This window comes from Streptomyces sp. NPDC050508, assembly GCF_040655155.1.
GTDB lineage: Bacteria > Actinomycetota > Actinomycetes > Streptomycetales > Streptomycetaceae > Streptomyces.
This window is the reverse complement of sequence record NZ_JBFAJJ010000003.1, coordinates 648,849-664,571: the sequence shown is the minus strand read 5'-3', so window position 1 is coordinate 664,571 and position 15,723 is coordinate 648,849. Positions and strand designations below refer to the sequence as shown.

Below are 15,723 nucleotides of genomic sequence, written 5' to 3'. Positions count from 1 at the left end.
GAAGGACCTCAGGTGATCACTCCTACCCTGCCCGCCTCGCCCGACGCGACGGAGTCGAGCGACGAGTCGCTGACCAACTGGGCGCTCGCCGCCCGCCACGGCGACTCCGCCGCCGTCGACCACCTCATGCGCGCCCTGCACCGCGACGTCCTGCGCTACGTCGCGTACCTCGGAGCCGACCCGCAGGCGGTCGACGACCTCGCGCAGGACACGTTTCTGCGGGCGCTCGGCAGCCTGCACCGCTTCGAGGGCCGCTCCTCGGCCCGCACCTGGCTGCTGTCCATCGCCCGCCGCGCGGTGATCGACAGCTACCGCCGCGCCGCCGTCCGCCCGCGCCTGTCAGACGTCCAGGACTGGCAACTGGCCGTCGAACTCGCCCAGCCCCAGGGCCTGCCGGGCTTCGACGACGGGGTGGCGCTGCTCGACCTCCTCGCCGTCCTGCCGGACGAACGCCGCGAGGCGTTCCTCCTCACTCAACTCCTCGGCCTGCCCTACGAGGAGGCGGCGGAACTCAGCAACTGCCCTGTGGGAACGGTCCGTTCGAGGGTGTCCCGGGCCCGGGCCACCCTCGTGGACCTGCTGGCTGAAGGGGGCGCGGCGCACACTCCTTAGCCGGATTCCCTATCGGGTCACCGCGCGGTCAGGCTCCACAGATGGTCGGCCGTTCCGTTGTCGTCCCACTGCAGGACCTGCGCACCGGAGGTGGTACTCATGTTGGTCACGCCGAGCAGCAGTCCGCTGTTGTAATTGGCGATCTTGTACGTGCCGTCCCCGGCCGGGATCAGCTGCCAGAGGTGGTCGGCGGTGCCGTTGTCGCCCCAGATGAGGGCGGTACCGCCGTCCGCGGTGCTCGCGTTGGTGATGCCGAGCAGCAGCCCGCTCGCCCTGTTGCTGATCTTGTACAGCCCGGAACCGGCGGCCGTCAGCGTCCAGGACTGACTGGTACCGGTGCTCGACGTCGCCTGAACGACCGCTGTCCCCTGGGCAGTTGCGGCTCCCTGCGTGTCCAGCGCCAGCCCGCTGTACTTGTTCTTGATCTGGTACGTCCCCGCCAGCGAGGTCGAAGTCCCGCTCGGCGTGACGACCAGGTGGTAGCCGTCGGACGCGTTCATCGCGACGGGCACGGTGATCGAGCCGTTCGACACGGTGTAGTCGGCGTCCGAGACGGTGATCGGCGCCGAGACGGCCGTGGTCCGCCCCTTCGACGGCGTGTACTCCAGCTTGACGTGCACGGTGCCGCCGAAGGCGGACAACGACCCAAGCCCGTTCACCTGTACGGCCGTTGCTCCGACCCCACCCCCGAAGATCACGCTGATCTGCCTCCCGTCACCGGTCAGCGCGGCGGCGCCGTCGATGCCCGTCTGGGCCGGGGGAGTGGTGGTGAGCATGTTCCCGGACATGTCGCCGTACCACTTGTAGAGCCAGTACGAGCCGTTGGGCGAGCCGCCCGTGTCGGTCAGGGTGTCGCCGAGGGTGCCGTAGTGGTTCCAGAAGGCGAGTTCGGCGTCATGGATGCCGGCCCGCTCGAACTTGGCGACATAGCCCACCAGTTGGCCCGGGACACCCACCTCACTCGTCGTGCCGTACTCCTCGATCGAGATCGGGCGCGGGCTGATGCCCAGGCTCGATTCGAGGGAGCGGTACGCGGCCACGTGCGCAGCGATGTTCTGCGAGCCCTGCAACTCGTGCCAGCTGACGATGCCGGGGACGGTCCCGCTCGCCTTGGCGTCGGTGAGGAACGTGCTCATCCAGCTCTGGTTCCACGCCGAGTAACTCGGCCCCTGGATCGGCGTGTTGGCGTCCTTCGCGCGGACCTCCTTGTACGTCGTCGCCCACCCGGCGTCGAAGGCACCGGCCGCCGAGGTGTTCCAGGTCCAGTCGGGCTCGTTCCACAGCTCGTACGCGCTGACGTTGGTGGCGCCGGATGACTTCACGGCGGCGACCTGCTTGTCCACGGCCGACAACCAGTCACTCCAACTCACCCACTGATAGGGGAAGTTCGGATACCAATCGGGCATCCGCACCACCACCTTGGCACCGGCCCGCGCCGCCTTCGACGCCACGACGAGTGCGTCACCGGCGGGCTTCGGCTCACCGTTGGGCAACTGGGCGCCGCCCGGCGCCATCTGCACGAAGGTGTTCGGCTTGAGCGGGGTGACCAGGCTGTCGGCGGGAGTGCTCGCGTCGGCCAGACCGTAGAGGCTGCCGGTCGCCACATGGGTGACCGGGCGCAGGGCCGAGGCCGCGTTGACGACCAGGGTGGTCGCGGAGGTGGGGGCGGCCTGGGCGGGGGCAGCGGTACCGAGCGCGGCGACGGCCGTGAGGGACGCGGCTCCGAGGATGGCTCTGAGGGATGTGCGGCTCATGACATGGATCTCCTCAAGGAGTGGGGGTGTCAGAAGTGGGGGTGTCAGTGGTGCGGTGTCAGTCCTTCACCGCGCCCGCGGTCACGCCCGCGGCCACGTAGCGCTGGGCGAGGACCAGGAGGACGGCCGCCGGGATCGACGCGACGACGGCGGTGGCCATGATCGCGTTCCACTCCTGGTTGTTGTTGCCGATGTACTTGTAGATGCCGAGGGTGATCGGCCGCCAACTGCCGCCGCCGTCAAGGGTGTTGGCGAAGACGAAATCGGACCAGGCCCACAGGAAGCCGAACAGCGAGACCGTGACGATCGCGTTGCGGCTCAGCGGGAGGACGACCGACCGGAAGGTGCGCCAGGTGCCGGCGCCGTCGATCAGGGCGGCCGAGATCAGCTCTCCGGGGATGCCCGACATGAACGCGGTGAAGATCATGACGCCGAAGGGCACGGCGATGGTGGAGTCCGCGATGATCAGCCCCCACCAGGAGTTGAGCAGGCCGAGGTCCAGGAAGACGCCGTAGAAGCCCATCGCCATGACGATGCCCGGGATCATCTGGGCGATCAGCAGGGTCAGGCTCAGGGCGCCGCCGGTGCGCGGTCGCAGCTTCGCCAGCCAGTAGCCGGCCGGGGCGGCGATCAGGAGAGTCAGGGCGACCGTGCCGAGCCCGATCAGCAAACTGGTGCCCAGGTAGGGGAGTTGGTCGTCGAGCACCGCCCGGTAGCCCTCGAACGTGGGGTGCAGCGGGAGCAGATCGGGCGGGGTCTTGCGCATGTCCTGCTGCGGGGTGAGGGACACGTTCAGCATCCAGTACACCGGGAACAGCATCAGCGCGGTGAGGAAGAGGCCGATCACGGTATAACGCCGCCTGCCCGTACGGGACTTCACGCCTCCTGCCTCCTCTGGACACGGATGTACAGCAGCCCGAAGACGAGCGCGATGAGGATGAGGATGTTGCCGACGGCCGCCCCCGGCCCGAACTTCGGCAGCAGCGTGCCGAATCCGAGCTGGTACGACCAAGTGGCCAGCGTCGACGAGGAGTCGCCGGGACCGCCCTTCGTCATGATCCAGATCAGGTCGAACACCTTGAGCGTGTAGACCAGCCCGAGGAGCAGGGTGATCGCCGACACCGGGCGGAGCAGCGGGAAGGTGATCCGCCGGAACTGCTGCCAGGCACCCGCCCCGTCCAGGGAGGCCGCCTCGTACAACTCCGCCGGAATGTTCTGCAACCCGCTGTAAAGGATCACCAGGTTGAACGGGATGCCGATCCAGATGTTCGCGACGATCACCGACGTCAACGCCCAGTCCGGCGAGGTGAGCCAGCCCACCGGGTCCACACCGACCAGATGAAGCCCGTAATTCACCACCCCCGACTCGCTGTTGAACATCCACGACCAGGTCGACGCCGACACGATCAACGGCAACAGCCACGGGATCAGGAACAACGCCCTGAGCGTGGCGGCCAGTCGGAAGTGCCGGTTGAAGAACACTGCGAGCGCGAGCCCGGCCGCGTACTGGAAGACGATCGACACGAACGTGAACACCATCGTGTTCCGCAACGCCGGCCCGAACGTCGGATCGTGCAGAACGGTCGAGAAGTTGTCCCACCCGGAGTACGGCGCGTTCCCCTGCACGAACGACCGAACGGTGTAGTCACGCAGGCTCAAGTCGAGGTTGCGGTAGAGCGGATAGGCGTAGAAGGCGACGAGGTAGACAAGGAGGGGAGCGACGAATGCAAGCGAGGCCAGCCTACGGAGGCTGAAGCTGGCGCGAACTCCCCAGTACCGGCCGGCTGCCGGCGCCCCAAAGGGGCGCGGGGAACTGCGCGACAAGCCCCCACCGGCCCGCGGATTCAGAGCCACCCGTCAGCCCTTGCCCGCAGCGGACTGAGCCACATCCAACGCAGCCTGCGCACTCTTCCCCCCGGACAACGCCGACTGCACAGCCGTCCACAACGGCTGCGAGATAGTGGGGTACTTCGTACCCAACCCCCCACTGGTCCGCCCCCGCGCAGCGGCCACCGCAGTCACCCACGGCTTCAACTCCGCGTTCTTGGCGACCTGTTCAGCCTGCACAGCAGCAGTCGGCGCGACATACATCAGCGTCGTGTCGGTCGCGAGCAGACTGCCCGCGCTGGTCAGACACGTGACGATCTTCTTGCTGACGCCATACCGCCCGGTGTCCTTCTGCACCGGCACGGTGACGAACTCACCCCCGGTCGGCACGGGAGCCGAACCCCCGTTCTGCGCAGGGATGTTGATGATCCCGTACCCGAACCCCGCCTTGTCCGCGTTGCCGAGCTGCCACGTCCCGTTCTCGCTGAACGCGTAGTTCCCCGTGGCGAACTCCTGCCAGCTGGTGGTCTGGGTGTTGTTGAGCACGTCCTTGGGCGCGTACCCCGAGTCCACCCAGCCCTTCCACAACGTCAACGCGGCAACCCCCTCGGAGGAGTTGAGCTTCGTGAGGTCGCCGCCCGCACCCCAGAACCAGGGCAGGAACTGGAAACTCCCCTCCTCCGTGTTGATCGCGGAGAACGTGATGCCCTTCTTCCCCGCCGACTTGACCTTCTTCAGCGCCGCCGTCAGCGAGCCCCAGTCCTTCACCGACGCGGGATCGACATGCGCGGCGGCCAGGATCTTCTTGTTGTAGTAGAGGGCAAGGGTGTTGGCCCCCACGGGTATCCCGTACGCCGAGCCGTCCAGCGTGCCCGCGCCGATGATGTTCTTCTGGATCGCCGACGTGTCGAGCCCGAGGTCGCTCGTCTTGTTGAGGATGCCCGCCTCCACCAGCGTGGAGACGACCGGGTTGTCCACCAGCATCACGTCCGGCGCGTTGCCCTGCTGTGCGGCCAGCAGCGCCTTGTTGCCCAGGTCCGACGTGTCGTACGCGGTCCGCTTGATCTTCACCCCGGCCTGCGTGCCGCACTGCGCGACCCGCTTGCCCCAGTCGGAGGAAGCGTCGAACTGCGGGTAGGGGTCCCAGAAGGCGTAGGTCTTGGAGTCGCCGGAGGACGAGGAGGAACCGGAGCCGGAGCCGCACGCGGCGACGGAGACGAGCGCACTGGTCGCGGTGAGCGCGATGAGGAGGGTTCGGCGGGTTTTTCGCACGGGAGTGACCTCGTTGTCAGGGTGAACCGGGCTGAAGGACAAGGGAGTTCAGGAGGTCGGCAGCCAGACGCGCATGCTGCCGTCCTGACGATTGGCCCACGCGTAGTAAGGGATCGCGGTGAGCTCGACCAGGTCGCCGGCCGGTGCGGCGTCGGGTCCGGCGGCCGGGTACGGCCACCAACTCCCGTTCTCCGCAAGGTGCCTGCGGTGCCCGGCCGCGACGACGGTGGTGACCCCGCCGAGCAGATCCGGGCGGTGCTTCACGGCGAGCGGGCGGGTGGGATCGAGGACGATGTCGTCCAGGCCGCCGCCGGGGTGGTCCACCTGTTCCAGGCAGTACACGAGGGGTCCGCGCTCGATCGCGGCGCAGCCGCGCACGGCGTCCACCCGCGGGTCGGCGCCGGTCAGGCGGGGTTCGAGGCCCAGCTCCAGGACGACCGAGTCGCCGGGTGCCCAGGTCCGTTCGAGCCGCAGCCAGCCGCCGGAGACGGGCGCGTCCGTCTGGTCGTACGACAACTCCCCGACACGCACGCGGAATTCGCGGCACCACTGCGGGATGCGCAACGAGAGCGTCCACGGCCGGTCGGGGGTCTCCTCGACGGTGAGGGCGACCGTGCCGTGCCAGGGGTAGTCGGTCTCGGCGCGGACGGACATCGCGCCGTGGGAGTACCGGCCCGTCACGAACTGGTGGATCTGTAGGCCCTGTTCGTCGCCGGACGACAGGTAGTGCTCCAGGGAGGCCAGCAGCCGCATGACGTTCGGCGGGCAGCAGGCGCAGCGGAACCAGCGGGTGCGGCGGGCCGACTGGTCGCCGCCGGGGTCGTTGTGGCCGTCGCGGACCTGGAGCGGGTTGACGTACAGCCAGCGCTCGCCGTCGAGCGACACCCCGGCCAGGAAGCCGTTGTACAGGGTGCGTTCGATCAGGTCGGAATAGCGGGCCTCGCCGGTGAGCAGGGCCATGCGCCAGCTCCACTGGACGGAGGCGATGGCCGCACAGGTCTCGCAGTAGGCACGTTCGTTGGGGAGTTCGTACGGGTCGCCGAAGTCCTCCTCGTCGTGGTGTGCGCCGAGGCCGCCGGTGAGGTGGGTCTTGGTCGTGGTCATCGCGTGCCACAACCGCTCGGCGGCCGACCGCAGTTGAGGATCGTCGGACTCGGTGGCGAGGTCGGCGACCGCGGCCAGCAGGTACAACTGCCGTACGGCGTGGCCCTCCACAGTGGTGGCCTCGCGCACCGGGACGCGGTCCTGGCAGTAGGCCTCGCCGCCGAGGAGGCCGTGGCCGTGCCGGTCCACGAAGTAGCCGGCCAGGTCGAGGTGGGCGCGGTCGCCGGTCTCCCGGTACAGCTCGACCAGCGCGGTCTCCACCTCCGGGTGCCCGTCGATGCCGTCGATCGGCCTGCCGCTGCCCGGCGGCCCGAAGACCAGGCCGAGGTGATCGGCGAACCGGCTTGCCACGGCGAGGAGTTCGGGGCGGCCGGTCGCCCGGTGATGCGCCACCGCCGCCTGGATCAGATGGCCCGCGCAGTACAGCTCATGTCCCCAGCGCAGGTCCTGGTAGCGTGCACCGCCCTCCCGGACCTGGAACCAGGTGTTGAGGTAGCCGTCCGGCTGCTGGGCGGCGGCGACCAGGGCGATGATCCGGTCGACCTCGAACTCCAGCTCCCCGTCCGGCTGTTGGGCGAGCTGCCAGGAGGCGGCCTCCAGCCACTTGTAGACGTCCGTGTCGACGAACGGGTACGCGCCCCGGTACTCACCCTCGGTCGTGCCGGCGGCCAGTCGCAGGTTGTGCAGATTGCCGGCGGACTCCAGCAGACCGGGGCCCTGGGGCAGGGACACCCGGGCGTTGACCTCCCGGCGGGTGTGCCAGAAGCCTGCCGTGACGTCGGCGGAGCCGGGGCGCAGCGCCGCGCGGGCGGCGGGGCCGAGCCGGACCGGACCGATGGGGGACGCGGCGGAAGGGATGCGGGGCATGGCTCTCCGGTTCTTCTCGGGAACTCGTTTGAGCAACCGTTTTCCTGCAGGACAGTAGAGGGAAGTGGCAGAGAGGGGTCAAGTAGTGGAGCAAAGGTTTTTTCAGCTCGCCCCGGGGCTGCTACTGTCGCCGATGAGGCCGTCAGCGCCGACGTGTCGTCGACGAGAAGGAAAAGGATTGCCCGTGACCTCTGCTTCTCGTTCACCCTCCGCGGGCCGGGCCAGACTCGCCGATGTGGCCGCGCTCGCGGGCGTCAGCGTGGGCACCGCGTCGAAGGCGCTGAACGGCGGCGGGCGGATGCGGCCCGAGACCCGGCAGCGGGTGCTGGACGCGGTCGAGGCCCTCGGGTTCCGGCCCAACCAGTACGCGCAAAGCCTGCACACCGGGCGGAGTTGGACGGTCGGGCTGATGACGACGGACGGCATCGGCCGGTTCAGCACGCCGGTGCTGCTGGGTGCCGAGGACGCGCTCGGAGCCGGCAAGATCTCGGTGCTGCTGTGCGACACCCGGGGCGACGCGATCCGCGAACAGCACCATCTGCGCAACCTCATGGACCGGCGGGTGGACGGCATCATCGTCACCGGCCGCCGCACCGACCCCCGCCCGCCGCTCACCGGCGTCGACGAGGTCCCGGTGGTCTACGCGCTGTCCCCGTCCACCGACCCCGACGACACCTCCGTCGTCTCCGACGACGAGGGCGGCGCCCGCCTGGCCGTGGAACATCTGCTGGCCACCGACCGCACCCGGATCGCGCACATCACCGGCCCGGCCCATCACGCCGCGGCCCAGGACCGGGCCCGGCACGCGATCGACCACCTGAAGGGTGCCGGGCTCGAACTCGCCACCGGGCGCGTCCACTTCGGCGAGTGGAGCGAGGCGTGGGGTCGTCGCGCCGCCGACGCGGTCCTGCGCACGGCGCCCGACACCGACGCCTTCTTCTGCGGCAACGACCAGATCGCCAGGGGTGTCACCGACGCGCTGCGCGAGCGCGGGGTGAGCGTCCCCGTCGACATCGCCGTCGTCGGCTACGACAACTGGGACACCATGTCCCTGGCCAGCCGCCCGCCCCTCACCACCATCGACATGAGCCTCGACGAGATCGGCCGGATCGCGGCCCTACGGCTCCTGGAGGCGATCGACGCCGACCCGGCACCCGGGCTGCACACGGTGCCGTGCCGGTTGGTGGTGCGGGAGTCCAGCTGAGGAAGTCGTGGGAGAGCGGCGTCAGTTGGCGGCGCGATCGAAGTCGTAGGAGAACGGCGTCAGCTGGCCGCGCGATCGGGGAACAGGGCGTCCAGCGCCTCCCGTTGCTCCCGCCCCACGAACTGCACGAGTCCCCGCCTGACCGTCTCGGCCAGTGACCCGGAGGCCTCGCGCAGCAGCTCGCGGGCCTTCTCGGTGAGGGCGACCTCGATGCCGCGCTTGTCGCCGCAGACGGACTTCCGGGTGACCAGGCCCGCGTGCTGGAGACAGGCGATCTGATACGTCAGCCGGGTCTTGGGCCGGCCCAGCAGCTCCGCGATCCGGGTCATCCGCAGCCCCTCCTTGGGCTGCTCGGCCAGCAGGCACAGCACCAGGAACTCGTCGTGCGACACGTCCAGGTTCCCCTTCACGACCGAGCGGAGCTCCTGCTCCACCGCACCCGTCGCCGCCAGCAGCAGCATCCAGGCACGCAGCTCGGGCGGGAGCAGCCCGTCGGCCTGCAGGGAGGGGCATTGGGGCTGGTCGGCGGGATGCTCAACAGGGTCGGCCATGGTGTCGAGTCTACCTGTTGTCCAATTTTGGAGGAGGTGGTTGTCCAGATTTGGATAATGGGCTAGCGTGAGGCTCATTCAAATTTGGACTACCGGAACCAGTGGGAGAGATCATGACCGTCGCCGTCGAAACCGGGGTGTGGCAGCTCGACCAGGCCGTCTCCACCGTGGGGATCAGCCACAAGACGATCTGGGGCCTGGTCAACGTGAAGGGCACCTTCGGCACCCTCAGCGGTCAGGGTGAGGTCCGGGGCGACGGATCCGCGATCGGCACGCTGACCCTGGACGCCGCCTCCCTGGACACCAAGAACCCCAAGCGCGACAAGCATCTGCGGTCCGCCGACCTGTTCGACACCGACAAGTTCCCGGAGATCACCTTCGCCGTGCGCAGCGCGGAACTGCGCGACGGTGACACCGTGCACGTCGTCGGTCAGCTGACCGTCCACGGCATAAGCCGCCCCCAGACCTTCACGGCCCGCCTCAAGGACGCGACCGGCGAAGCACTCACTCTGGACACCGAATTCACCGTGGACCGCGACCAGTTCGGCCTGGGCTGGAACCAGCTGGGCATGCTGCGCGGCCTGACCACGGTCACCGCCTCGCTCCGCTTCCTGCGTACGTCCGCCGCCTGACGGACCGTCAACGCGTCGGCTGCAGCCGGACGTCCGAACTGGACAGTGTCTGCGGGGTGGCGGTGAACGCGCGCACCCGGATCCGGACGGTCTTGTGAGGAAGGGTGAACTTCCCGCCGGGCGGACGGAGTTCGATGCTCACCGTGCTGTGCGCGGGCAGCGTCGCCGGACCGCCCACCTGGGACCAGAACCTGCTCATGCCCTGGCCCGTGGTGAGCATGTAGTGCGGCGAGAGCGCGGTGCCGGACGTGTTGGTCACCCGGACGGTCAGCCGGGTCACGACGGTGGGCGCCGCGCGCCGCACCTCGGCGAGCTTCATGCTCATCGGCGGTGCCCCCGTCGCCGCCACGGCCGCACTCGCCAGCGCGGGCGTGACCAGCAGCACGGCCGCCGCGACCCGGGCCCGGAGCCGGTGCGGACCGGACAGCAGCCGGGGGCGCGGCTGCCACGCGTCGCGGAACTCCGAGAGGGGCGTGGTGACCGCCGCCGCCAGCCACAGCGGGGTCATCATCAGGTAGTAGCCGTCCTGCGAGCGGGTCGCCAGGAAGAAGGCGCACCAGGGCAGGACCGTCGCCGCCGGGCCCAACCGCCGTACGAACAGCACGAACACGGCGAGCAGGCCGGCCGCCAGCAGCATGCTCGCGTGGGAGTACCAGTCGAGGCGGTCGCTGCCGTTCGTGAAGTACAGCGAGATGTCCACCAGGCCCTGGCCGTGCACCACCGCGCCCTGCGTCAGCGGCAGCGCGATGCCTTCCAGCCAGGTGCCCGGCTCGTGCACGATGAAGTACGTGTTGATCAGCAGCCATACGGTGACGGCGATGCCGACGATCCGTAGCAGCACCAACGCCGCCTGCCGGGCGCCCAGTTCACCGCGGCGCACCGCGTAGATCCCGGCGAGCAGGAACGGCGTGAGGAACCAGGGGAGTTGCTGCGCCGCGCAGGCCGCCCCCAGGCATACGGCCTGGGCGATCCCGGCAGGGCCGAGCCGGCCGCCCCTGCCGATCCGGGGCCAGCGGATCACCACCGGTACCAGCAACGCCATGGCGAGGACGGCGGGGTAGCCCTGGCGGCCGTAGGTCGGCAGCAGGCCGAGGCCCAGGCACGCGATGGTGGCCGCGGGCCGCCACTGGGTGGGCAGCAGCCGCCACATGAGGACCGCGCCCGCGATGAGCGCGCCGGTGGCGACGGCCGTCGCGGGGGCGCCGCCGTGCCCGATCCACAGCAGGGGCGCCGTCAACAGCGTTTCCAGCGGCGGATATCCGTAGGTGTAGTCGTAGCCGCCGCTCACGGTCGGGGTCAGCGCGACCCCTCCGGAGTGGAAGAGCCACGGCCAGGGCTGTCCGTAGATCGGGTGCCCGGCGACCAGTTCCTTGGCGGCCTGGGTGGTGAGGACCGCCTCGTCGCCGCCGTTGTGGAACACGGACCACGCGGACAGCGTCAGCAGGACCGCCGTCACCAGCACGATGAGGTCGATCCGGGCCAACGACCGCGCCCGGCGCACCACCAGGGCCATGACGCCGCACACCAGGATCGAGACGTAGCACAGGGAGACCGCCGCGGCCACGACGAGCCGGTGGCTGGCGGCCTGCGTCCACACCGGGCGGACGCCGATGAACAGACTGATGTCGGCGAGCAGAGTGAGGATGCGGTGCCACTGCGCGGGAGGTTCCGGGGCGGACACCGCCGACTGTGTCCGCCGACCGGGTGTCACCTGTGGTGTTTCTGCCAAGTGCACGACATAGGAGGCTAATCGGCCCTGGTGAGCGAGGTGTCGCGAGTCGTGAAGAGTCCGGTGTGAGGGCGGTAAGAAGTCCGCTTTTGTGGCGGGAAAGCCGCAAAAGCGAACGGCATTGTTCAACTGACCGAAGCCATCAGTTCATTCAGTAAACATCGCGCACATACCGTTTGGCCGCCGCCAGTTGCTTCACGTACGCGGCCGCCTCGGTCTCGTCCAGCCCGCCGTGCGCGACCGCGATGTCGCGCAGCGCCCGGTCCACGTCCTTCGCCATCCGCGAGGCGTCGCCGCACACATAGAAGTGGGCGCCCTCCTGCAGCCAGTGCCACAACTCCGGCCCGTGCTCCCGCATCCGGTCCTGCACGTACACCTTGGCGCGCTGGTCGCGCGAGAAGGCCGTGTCGAGGCGGTCGAGGGCGCCCTCGGCAAGCAACGCCGTCAGCTCCTCCTCGTAGTAGAAATCCGTCGCGCGGTGCTGCTCGCCGAAGAACAGCCAGTTCGGCGCGGGATGCCCGAGCGCCTGCCGCTCCTGAAGGAAGCCGACGAACGGCGCGACCCCGGTGCCGGGTCCGACCATCACCATCGGCGTCGAGGGATCGGCGGGCGGCCGGAAGTGCGGCGAGCGTTGCACGAACACCGGCACCTCCGTCCCCGCATCGGCATCGGCCAGGAACGGTGAGCAGACCCCGCCGCGCGGACGGCCGTCGAGATTCTCGTAACGCACCACCGACACCGTCAGTGAGACGCTGTGCGGGTCGACGAGTGGGCTGGACGAGATCGAATACAGGCGCGGCTGAAGCCTCTTGAGGACTCCGGCCCATTCCACGGCACTCGCACGCACCGGATGCTCGGCCAGCACGTCCACCGCCTGCCGCCCCCAACTCCACTTCGCCAGCCCGTCCTTGTTGTCGGGCCGCAGCAGCCTGCGCAACTCCCGGTCGTCCCGCGCCCGTTCGGCCACGAACCGGAGCAGGTCCGGGGTGATCCGGGTGATGTCCAACTGCCGGTGGAGTGCTTCGGCGAAGGGGAGTTCTCCCATGCCTTCCAGTGCTACGACCGCCCCGGCATCGGTGCCGGTGGCGGCGAGCCATTCGTCCACCAGGGAGGGGGAGTTGACCGGCCGCACGCCGAGTGCGTCACCGGTCTCGTACGTCAGGTCCGTGCCGCTGGTGTCGAAGGTGAACCGGCGGACTTCCTTGCCCGCGCCGGGTCGGCTCAGCAGCAGGTTGCCCACGAGACGAGCGGTGGTGAGGGTGTGTTTCGGGGTGCGGGGCGGTGATTCAGGGGTCCCGGTGTCGGTGCCCAGCGCGTCGAGTACCTGGCCGAGCCACGCGTCCGCCGACGGCTCGAAGTCCGGCTCGCAGTCCGCACGCGGAGTCAGCCGTACCCCGCCCAACTCGTCGAGCCGCGCGTCCAGTCGGCGCCCGTGCCCGCAGAAGTCGTCGTACGACGAGTCGCCCAGGGCGAGCACCGCGAACCGCACTCCGTCCAGCCGGGGCGCCTGCTCGTCGGCGAGTGTGTCCCAGAAGCCGGAGCCGTTGTCCGGGGCGTCGCCGTCACCGAACGTGCTGGTGATGAAGAGGAGATCGGCGTCACCCGGGAGCGTGCCGACGTCGGCCTGGTCCATGCCGACCAGGGTCGCCCGGTGCCCGGCCGAGCCCAGCCGCTCGGCGGTGGCCGCCGCCAACTCCTCAGCGTTACCGGTCTGCGAGGCCCACAGGACGACTATCTGCCGTCCGATTTGCGGCTGTTGACGCGGAGGAGCGGGCGTCGACCTCGAATACATCCCCGCGAGAACGCCGTTGACCCACAGCGCGTGCTCGGTACTGAAGGGCGCGTCCGGCGGCAGCACGGGCACACCCGGGGCGCCGGATGCGATACCCGCGAGGAAGCCGGTCAGGTAGCGGCGTTCCTGCGAGGTCAGGACGGGCGGCGGGGCGAGATCGAGGCCGAAGGGATTCGTGCCCGGGGTCACGGCGGTCGGGACGACGACCTCCGCGGGCGCCGGCGCCGGTGCCGCACTCGCCACCTTCGCCAGCGACACCGCGCACACCTTGAACTCCGGCTGGAACGACACCGGATCCACCGCGTCGTTCGTCACCGCGTTGACACTCAGATACTCGCCGAAGAGGTCGTTCCAGTGGAACGGCGCGAAACAGCCCCCGGGCCGCACCCGGTCGGTCACCACCGCCGGCAGCACCGCCCGCCCCCGCCGCGACGCGACCTCCACCGAGTCGCCCTCCGCGATGCCCAACTCCCGCGCGTCCTGCGGATGGAGCTCCACGAAGGGCCCGGGGTTCAGCTTGTTGAGCTTGGCGACCCTGCCCGTCTTCGTCAGCGTATGCCACTGGTGCTGAAGCCGTCCGGTGTTCAGCACGAACGGGTAGTCGTCGTCGGGCAGTTCGGCGGCCGGCATATGAGGGCGGGCGTGAAAGGCGGCCCGTCCACTGGCAGTCGGGAAGCGCAGCTCATTCCCGCCCACGTACCGGATGGGGTTGCGGTCCGGCCCGTCCTCCTGCGCCGCCGGCCACTGCACCGGCGTGGCCCGCAGCCGCTCGTACGTCACCCCGCGCAGATCCCACCCGGTCACCGGGTTCCAGAACTGCCGTATCTCCTCGAAGACTTCCTCCGCGCTGTCGTACGTGAAGCCCTTCTCGTACCCCATCGCGCAGGCGACGGCCGCGATGAGCCGCCAGTCGGCCGTCGCCTCGCCGGGCGGGTCGACGACGGGACGGGCCAGTGTGAGGGTGCGCTCGCTGTTGACGAGGACGCCCTCGGACTCGGTCCACATCGCGCCGGGCAGGACGACATCGGCGTACGCGTTGGTCTCGGTGTCGGCGAAGACGTCCTGGGTGACGACGAACTCGGCTGCTTCCAGGCCCTCGATGACGGTCCGTCGGTTGGCGACCGAGGCGACCGGGTTGGTGCAGATGATCCAGCAGGCCTTGATGTCGCCGTCGGCCATCTTCCGGAACATCTCGACGGTGCCCCGGCCGACGCCGTCCGCGCGGATCGTGTCGGGCGCCAGGCCCCACAGCTCCTCGGTGAACTCCCGTTCCTGCGCGACGAGTACGGACCGCTGACCCGGCAACCCCGGGCCCATGTAGCCCATTTCACGGCCGCCCATCGCGTTCGGCTGGCCGGTGAGGGAGAACGGGCCGCTGCCCGGACGGCAGATCGCGCCCGTCGCGAGATGCAGGTTGATGAGGGCGTTGGTGTTCCATGTGCCGTGCGTGGACTGGTTGAGCCCCATCGTCCAGCAGCTCATCCACTCGCCCGCCCCGCCGATCAGCCGGGCCGCCGTACGGATGTCGTCCTCGGCGAGACCCGTGAGGGCGGCGACGGCGTCCGGCGGGTAGTCGGCGAGGAACGCGGGCAGCGCCTCCCAGCCCTCGGTGTGCGCGGCGATGAACTCCGGGTCCGTGTGCCCGTTCTCGTGCAGCAGATGCAACAGGCCGTTGAGCAGGGCGAGATCGGTGCCCGGCGCGATCTGCAGGAAGAGGTCGGCCTTCGCCGCCGTGGCGGTCCGGCGCGGGTCGACGACGATCAACTTGGCGCCCGCCTTGACCCGTTCCATCATCCGCAGGAAGAGAATCGGATGGCAGTCGGCCATGTTCGAGCCGATGACCAGGAACACGTCCGCCCGCTCGAAGTCCTCGTAGGACCCCGGCGGCCCGTCCGCGCCCAGCGACGACTTGTATCCGGCGCCCGCACTCGCCATGCACAGCCGGGAGTTGGACTCGATCTGGTTCGTCCGCAGGAACCCCTTGGCCAGCTTGTTCGCCAAGTACTGCGCCTCCAGGCTCATTTGCCCGGAGACATAGAGGGCGACCGCGTCCGGCCCGTGCTCGTCGACGATCCCCCGCAGCCGCCGCGCGGTCTCGGCGACGGCGTCGGCCACGGGCGCGGAGACCGGCTCCGCGCCCCGCTCGTCCCGCACCAGCGCGCCGGTCAGCCGACCCGGCGCGGCGAGCATCTCGGCCGTGGTCGCGCCCTTGGTGCACAGCCGGCCCGCGTTCGCCGGGTGCGCCTTGTCGCCGGACGCCCTGAGGACCGTACGCCGACCGTCGGGACCCGCCCCTACGTCGAGCAGCATGCCGCAGCCCACACCGCAGTACGAGCAGACCGTCCGTACCTGCTGCGTCCTGGGCGTCGTCATGCCGTA

At 69.7% G+C, this 15,723-nt stretch carries 11 protein-coding genes; 3 read left to right on the top strand and 8 right to left on the bottom strand.

Features of this window, described 5'->3' with window-relative positions; genetic code table 11:
* The first annotated feature begins 12 nt into the window (after positions 1–12).
* A complete protein-coding gene (locus AB0I69_RS12205; RefSeq protein ID WP_363095512.1) occupies positions 13–612 on the top strand; it encodes a sigma-70 family RNA polymerase sigma factor in 600 nt (199 codons plus the stop codon).
* 17 nt (positions 613–629) lie between these two features.
* Here the strand turns inward: AB0I69_RS12205 and AB0I69_RS12200 are convergent, their stop codons facing one another.
* The 5 genes from AB0I69_RS12200 to AB0I69_RS12180 are packed head-to-tail and all read right to left on the bottom strand — an operon-like array spanning position 630 to position 7,436.
* The gene (locus AB0I69_RS12200) at positions 630–2,366 is read right to left on the bottom strand and encodes an RICIN domain-containing protein (protein WP_363095511.1); all 1,737 of its coding nucleotides are present in this window, start codon (positions 2,364–2,366) and stop codon (positions 630–632) included.
* Between the two features lie 58 nt (positions 2,367–2,424).
* Positions 2,425–3,246, bottom strand: a complete 822-nt coding sequence (locus tag AB0I69_RS12195) for a carbohydrate ABC transporter permease (protein ID WP_363095510.1) — start codon at positions 3,244–3,246, stop codon at positions 2,425–2,427.
* Positions 3,243–4,190 (bottom strand): sugar ABC transporter permease, encoded by a 948-nt coding sequence (locus AB0I69_RS12190; RefSeq protein ID WP_363095509.1) that lies wholly within the window; start codon positions 4,188–4,190, stop codon positions 3,243–3,245. The genes AB0I69_RS12195 and AB0I69_RS12190 overlap by 4 nt, the downstream gene beginning before the upstream one ends.
* 33 nt (positions 4,191–4,223) lie before the next feature.
* A complete protein-coding gene (locus AB0I69_RS12185) occupies positions 4,224–5,465 on the bottom strand; it encodes an extracellular solute-binding protein (protein WP_363095508.1) in 1,242 nt (413 codons plus the stop codon).
* 48 nt (positions 5,466–5,513) lie between these two features.
* Entirely contained in the window at positions 5,514–7,436 is a 1,923-nt protein-coding gene (locus AB0I69_RS12180) for a beta-L-arabinofuranosidase domain-containing protein (RefSeq protein ID WP_363095507.1), read from the bottom strand.
* Between the two features lie 184 nt (positions 7,437–7,620).
* Here AB0I69_RS12180 and AB0I69_RS12175 point away from each other — a divergent pair, with 184 nt between their 5' ends.
* On the top strand, positions 7,621–8,640 hold the full coding sequence (locus AB0I69_RS12175; RefSeq protein WP_363095506.1) for a LacI family DNA-binding transcriptional regulator: 1,020 nt from the start codon (positions 7,621–7,623) through the stop codon (positions 8,638–8,640).
* Between the two features lie 59 nt (positions 8,641–8,699).
* Here AB0I69_RS12175 and AB0I69_RS12170 read toward each other — a convergent pair whose 3' ends face one another.
* Positions 8,700–9,191 (bottom strand): MarR family transcriptional regulator, encoded by a 492-nt coding sequence (locus AB0I69_RS12170; protein ID WP_363095505.1) that lies wholly within the window; start codon positions 9,189–9,191, stop codon positions 8,700–8,702.
* A 113-nt stretch (positions 9,192–9,304) separates the two neighbouring features.
* Between AB0I69_RS12170 and AB0I69_RS12165 the strand changes: the two genes are divergently transcribed.
* Entirely contained in the window at positions 9,305–9,823 is a 519-nt protein-coding gene (locus AB0I69_RS12165; RefSeq protein ID WP_363095504.1) for a YceI family protein, read from the top strand.
* 7 nt (positions 9,824–9,830) lie between these two features.
* Here the strand turns inward: AB0I69_RS12165 and AB0I69_RS12160 are convergent, their stop codons facing one another.
* Together AB0I69_RS12160 and AB0I69_RS12155 are read right to left on the bottom strand one after the other, a co-directional pair.
* On the bottom strand, positions 9,831–11,504 hold the full coding sequence (locus AB0I69_RS12160) for a hypothetical protein (RefSeq protein WP_363095503.1): 1,674 nt from the start codon (positions 11,502–11,504) through the stop codon (positions 9,831–9,833).
* 199 nt (positions 11,505–11,703) lie between these two features.
* The gene (locus tag AB0I69_RS12155; RefSeq protein WP_363095502.1) at positions 11,704–15,717 is read right to left on the bottom strand and encodes a bifunctional nitrate reductase/sulfite reductase flavoprotein subunit alpha; all 4,014 of its coding nucleotides are present in this window, start codon (positions 15,715–15,717) and stop codon (positions 11,704–11,706) included.
* Between the last annotated feature and the right edge of the window lie 6 nt (positions 15,718–15,723).

Coding starts and splice junctions, on each gene's coding strand:
- AB0I69_RS12180 (WP_363095507.1), bottom strand. CDS start 7,436: ATGCCCCGCATCCCTTCCGCCGCGTCCCCCATCGGTCCGGTCCGGCTC.
- AB0I69_RS12170 (WP_363095505.1), bottom strand. CDS start 9,191: ATGGCCGACCCTGTTGAGCATCCCGCCGACCAGCCCCAATGCCCCTCC.
- AB0I69_RS12165 (WP_363095504.1), top strand. CDS start 9,305: ATGACCGTCGCCGTCGAAACCGGGGTGTGGCAGCTCGACCAGGCCGTC.
- AB0I69_RS12155 (WP_363095502.1), bottom strand. CDS start 15,717: ATGACGACGCCCAGGACGCAGCAGGTACGGACGGTCTGCTCGTACTGC.
- AB0I69_RS12200 (WP_363095511.1), bottom strand. CDS start 2,366: ATGAGCCGCACATCCCTCAGAGCCATCCTCGGAGCCGCGTCCCTCACG.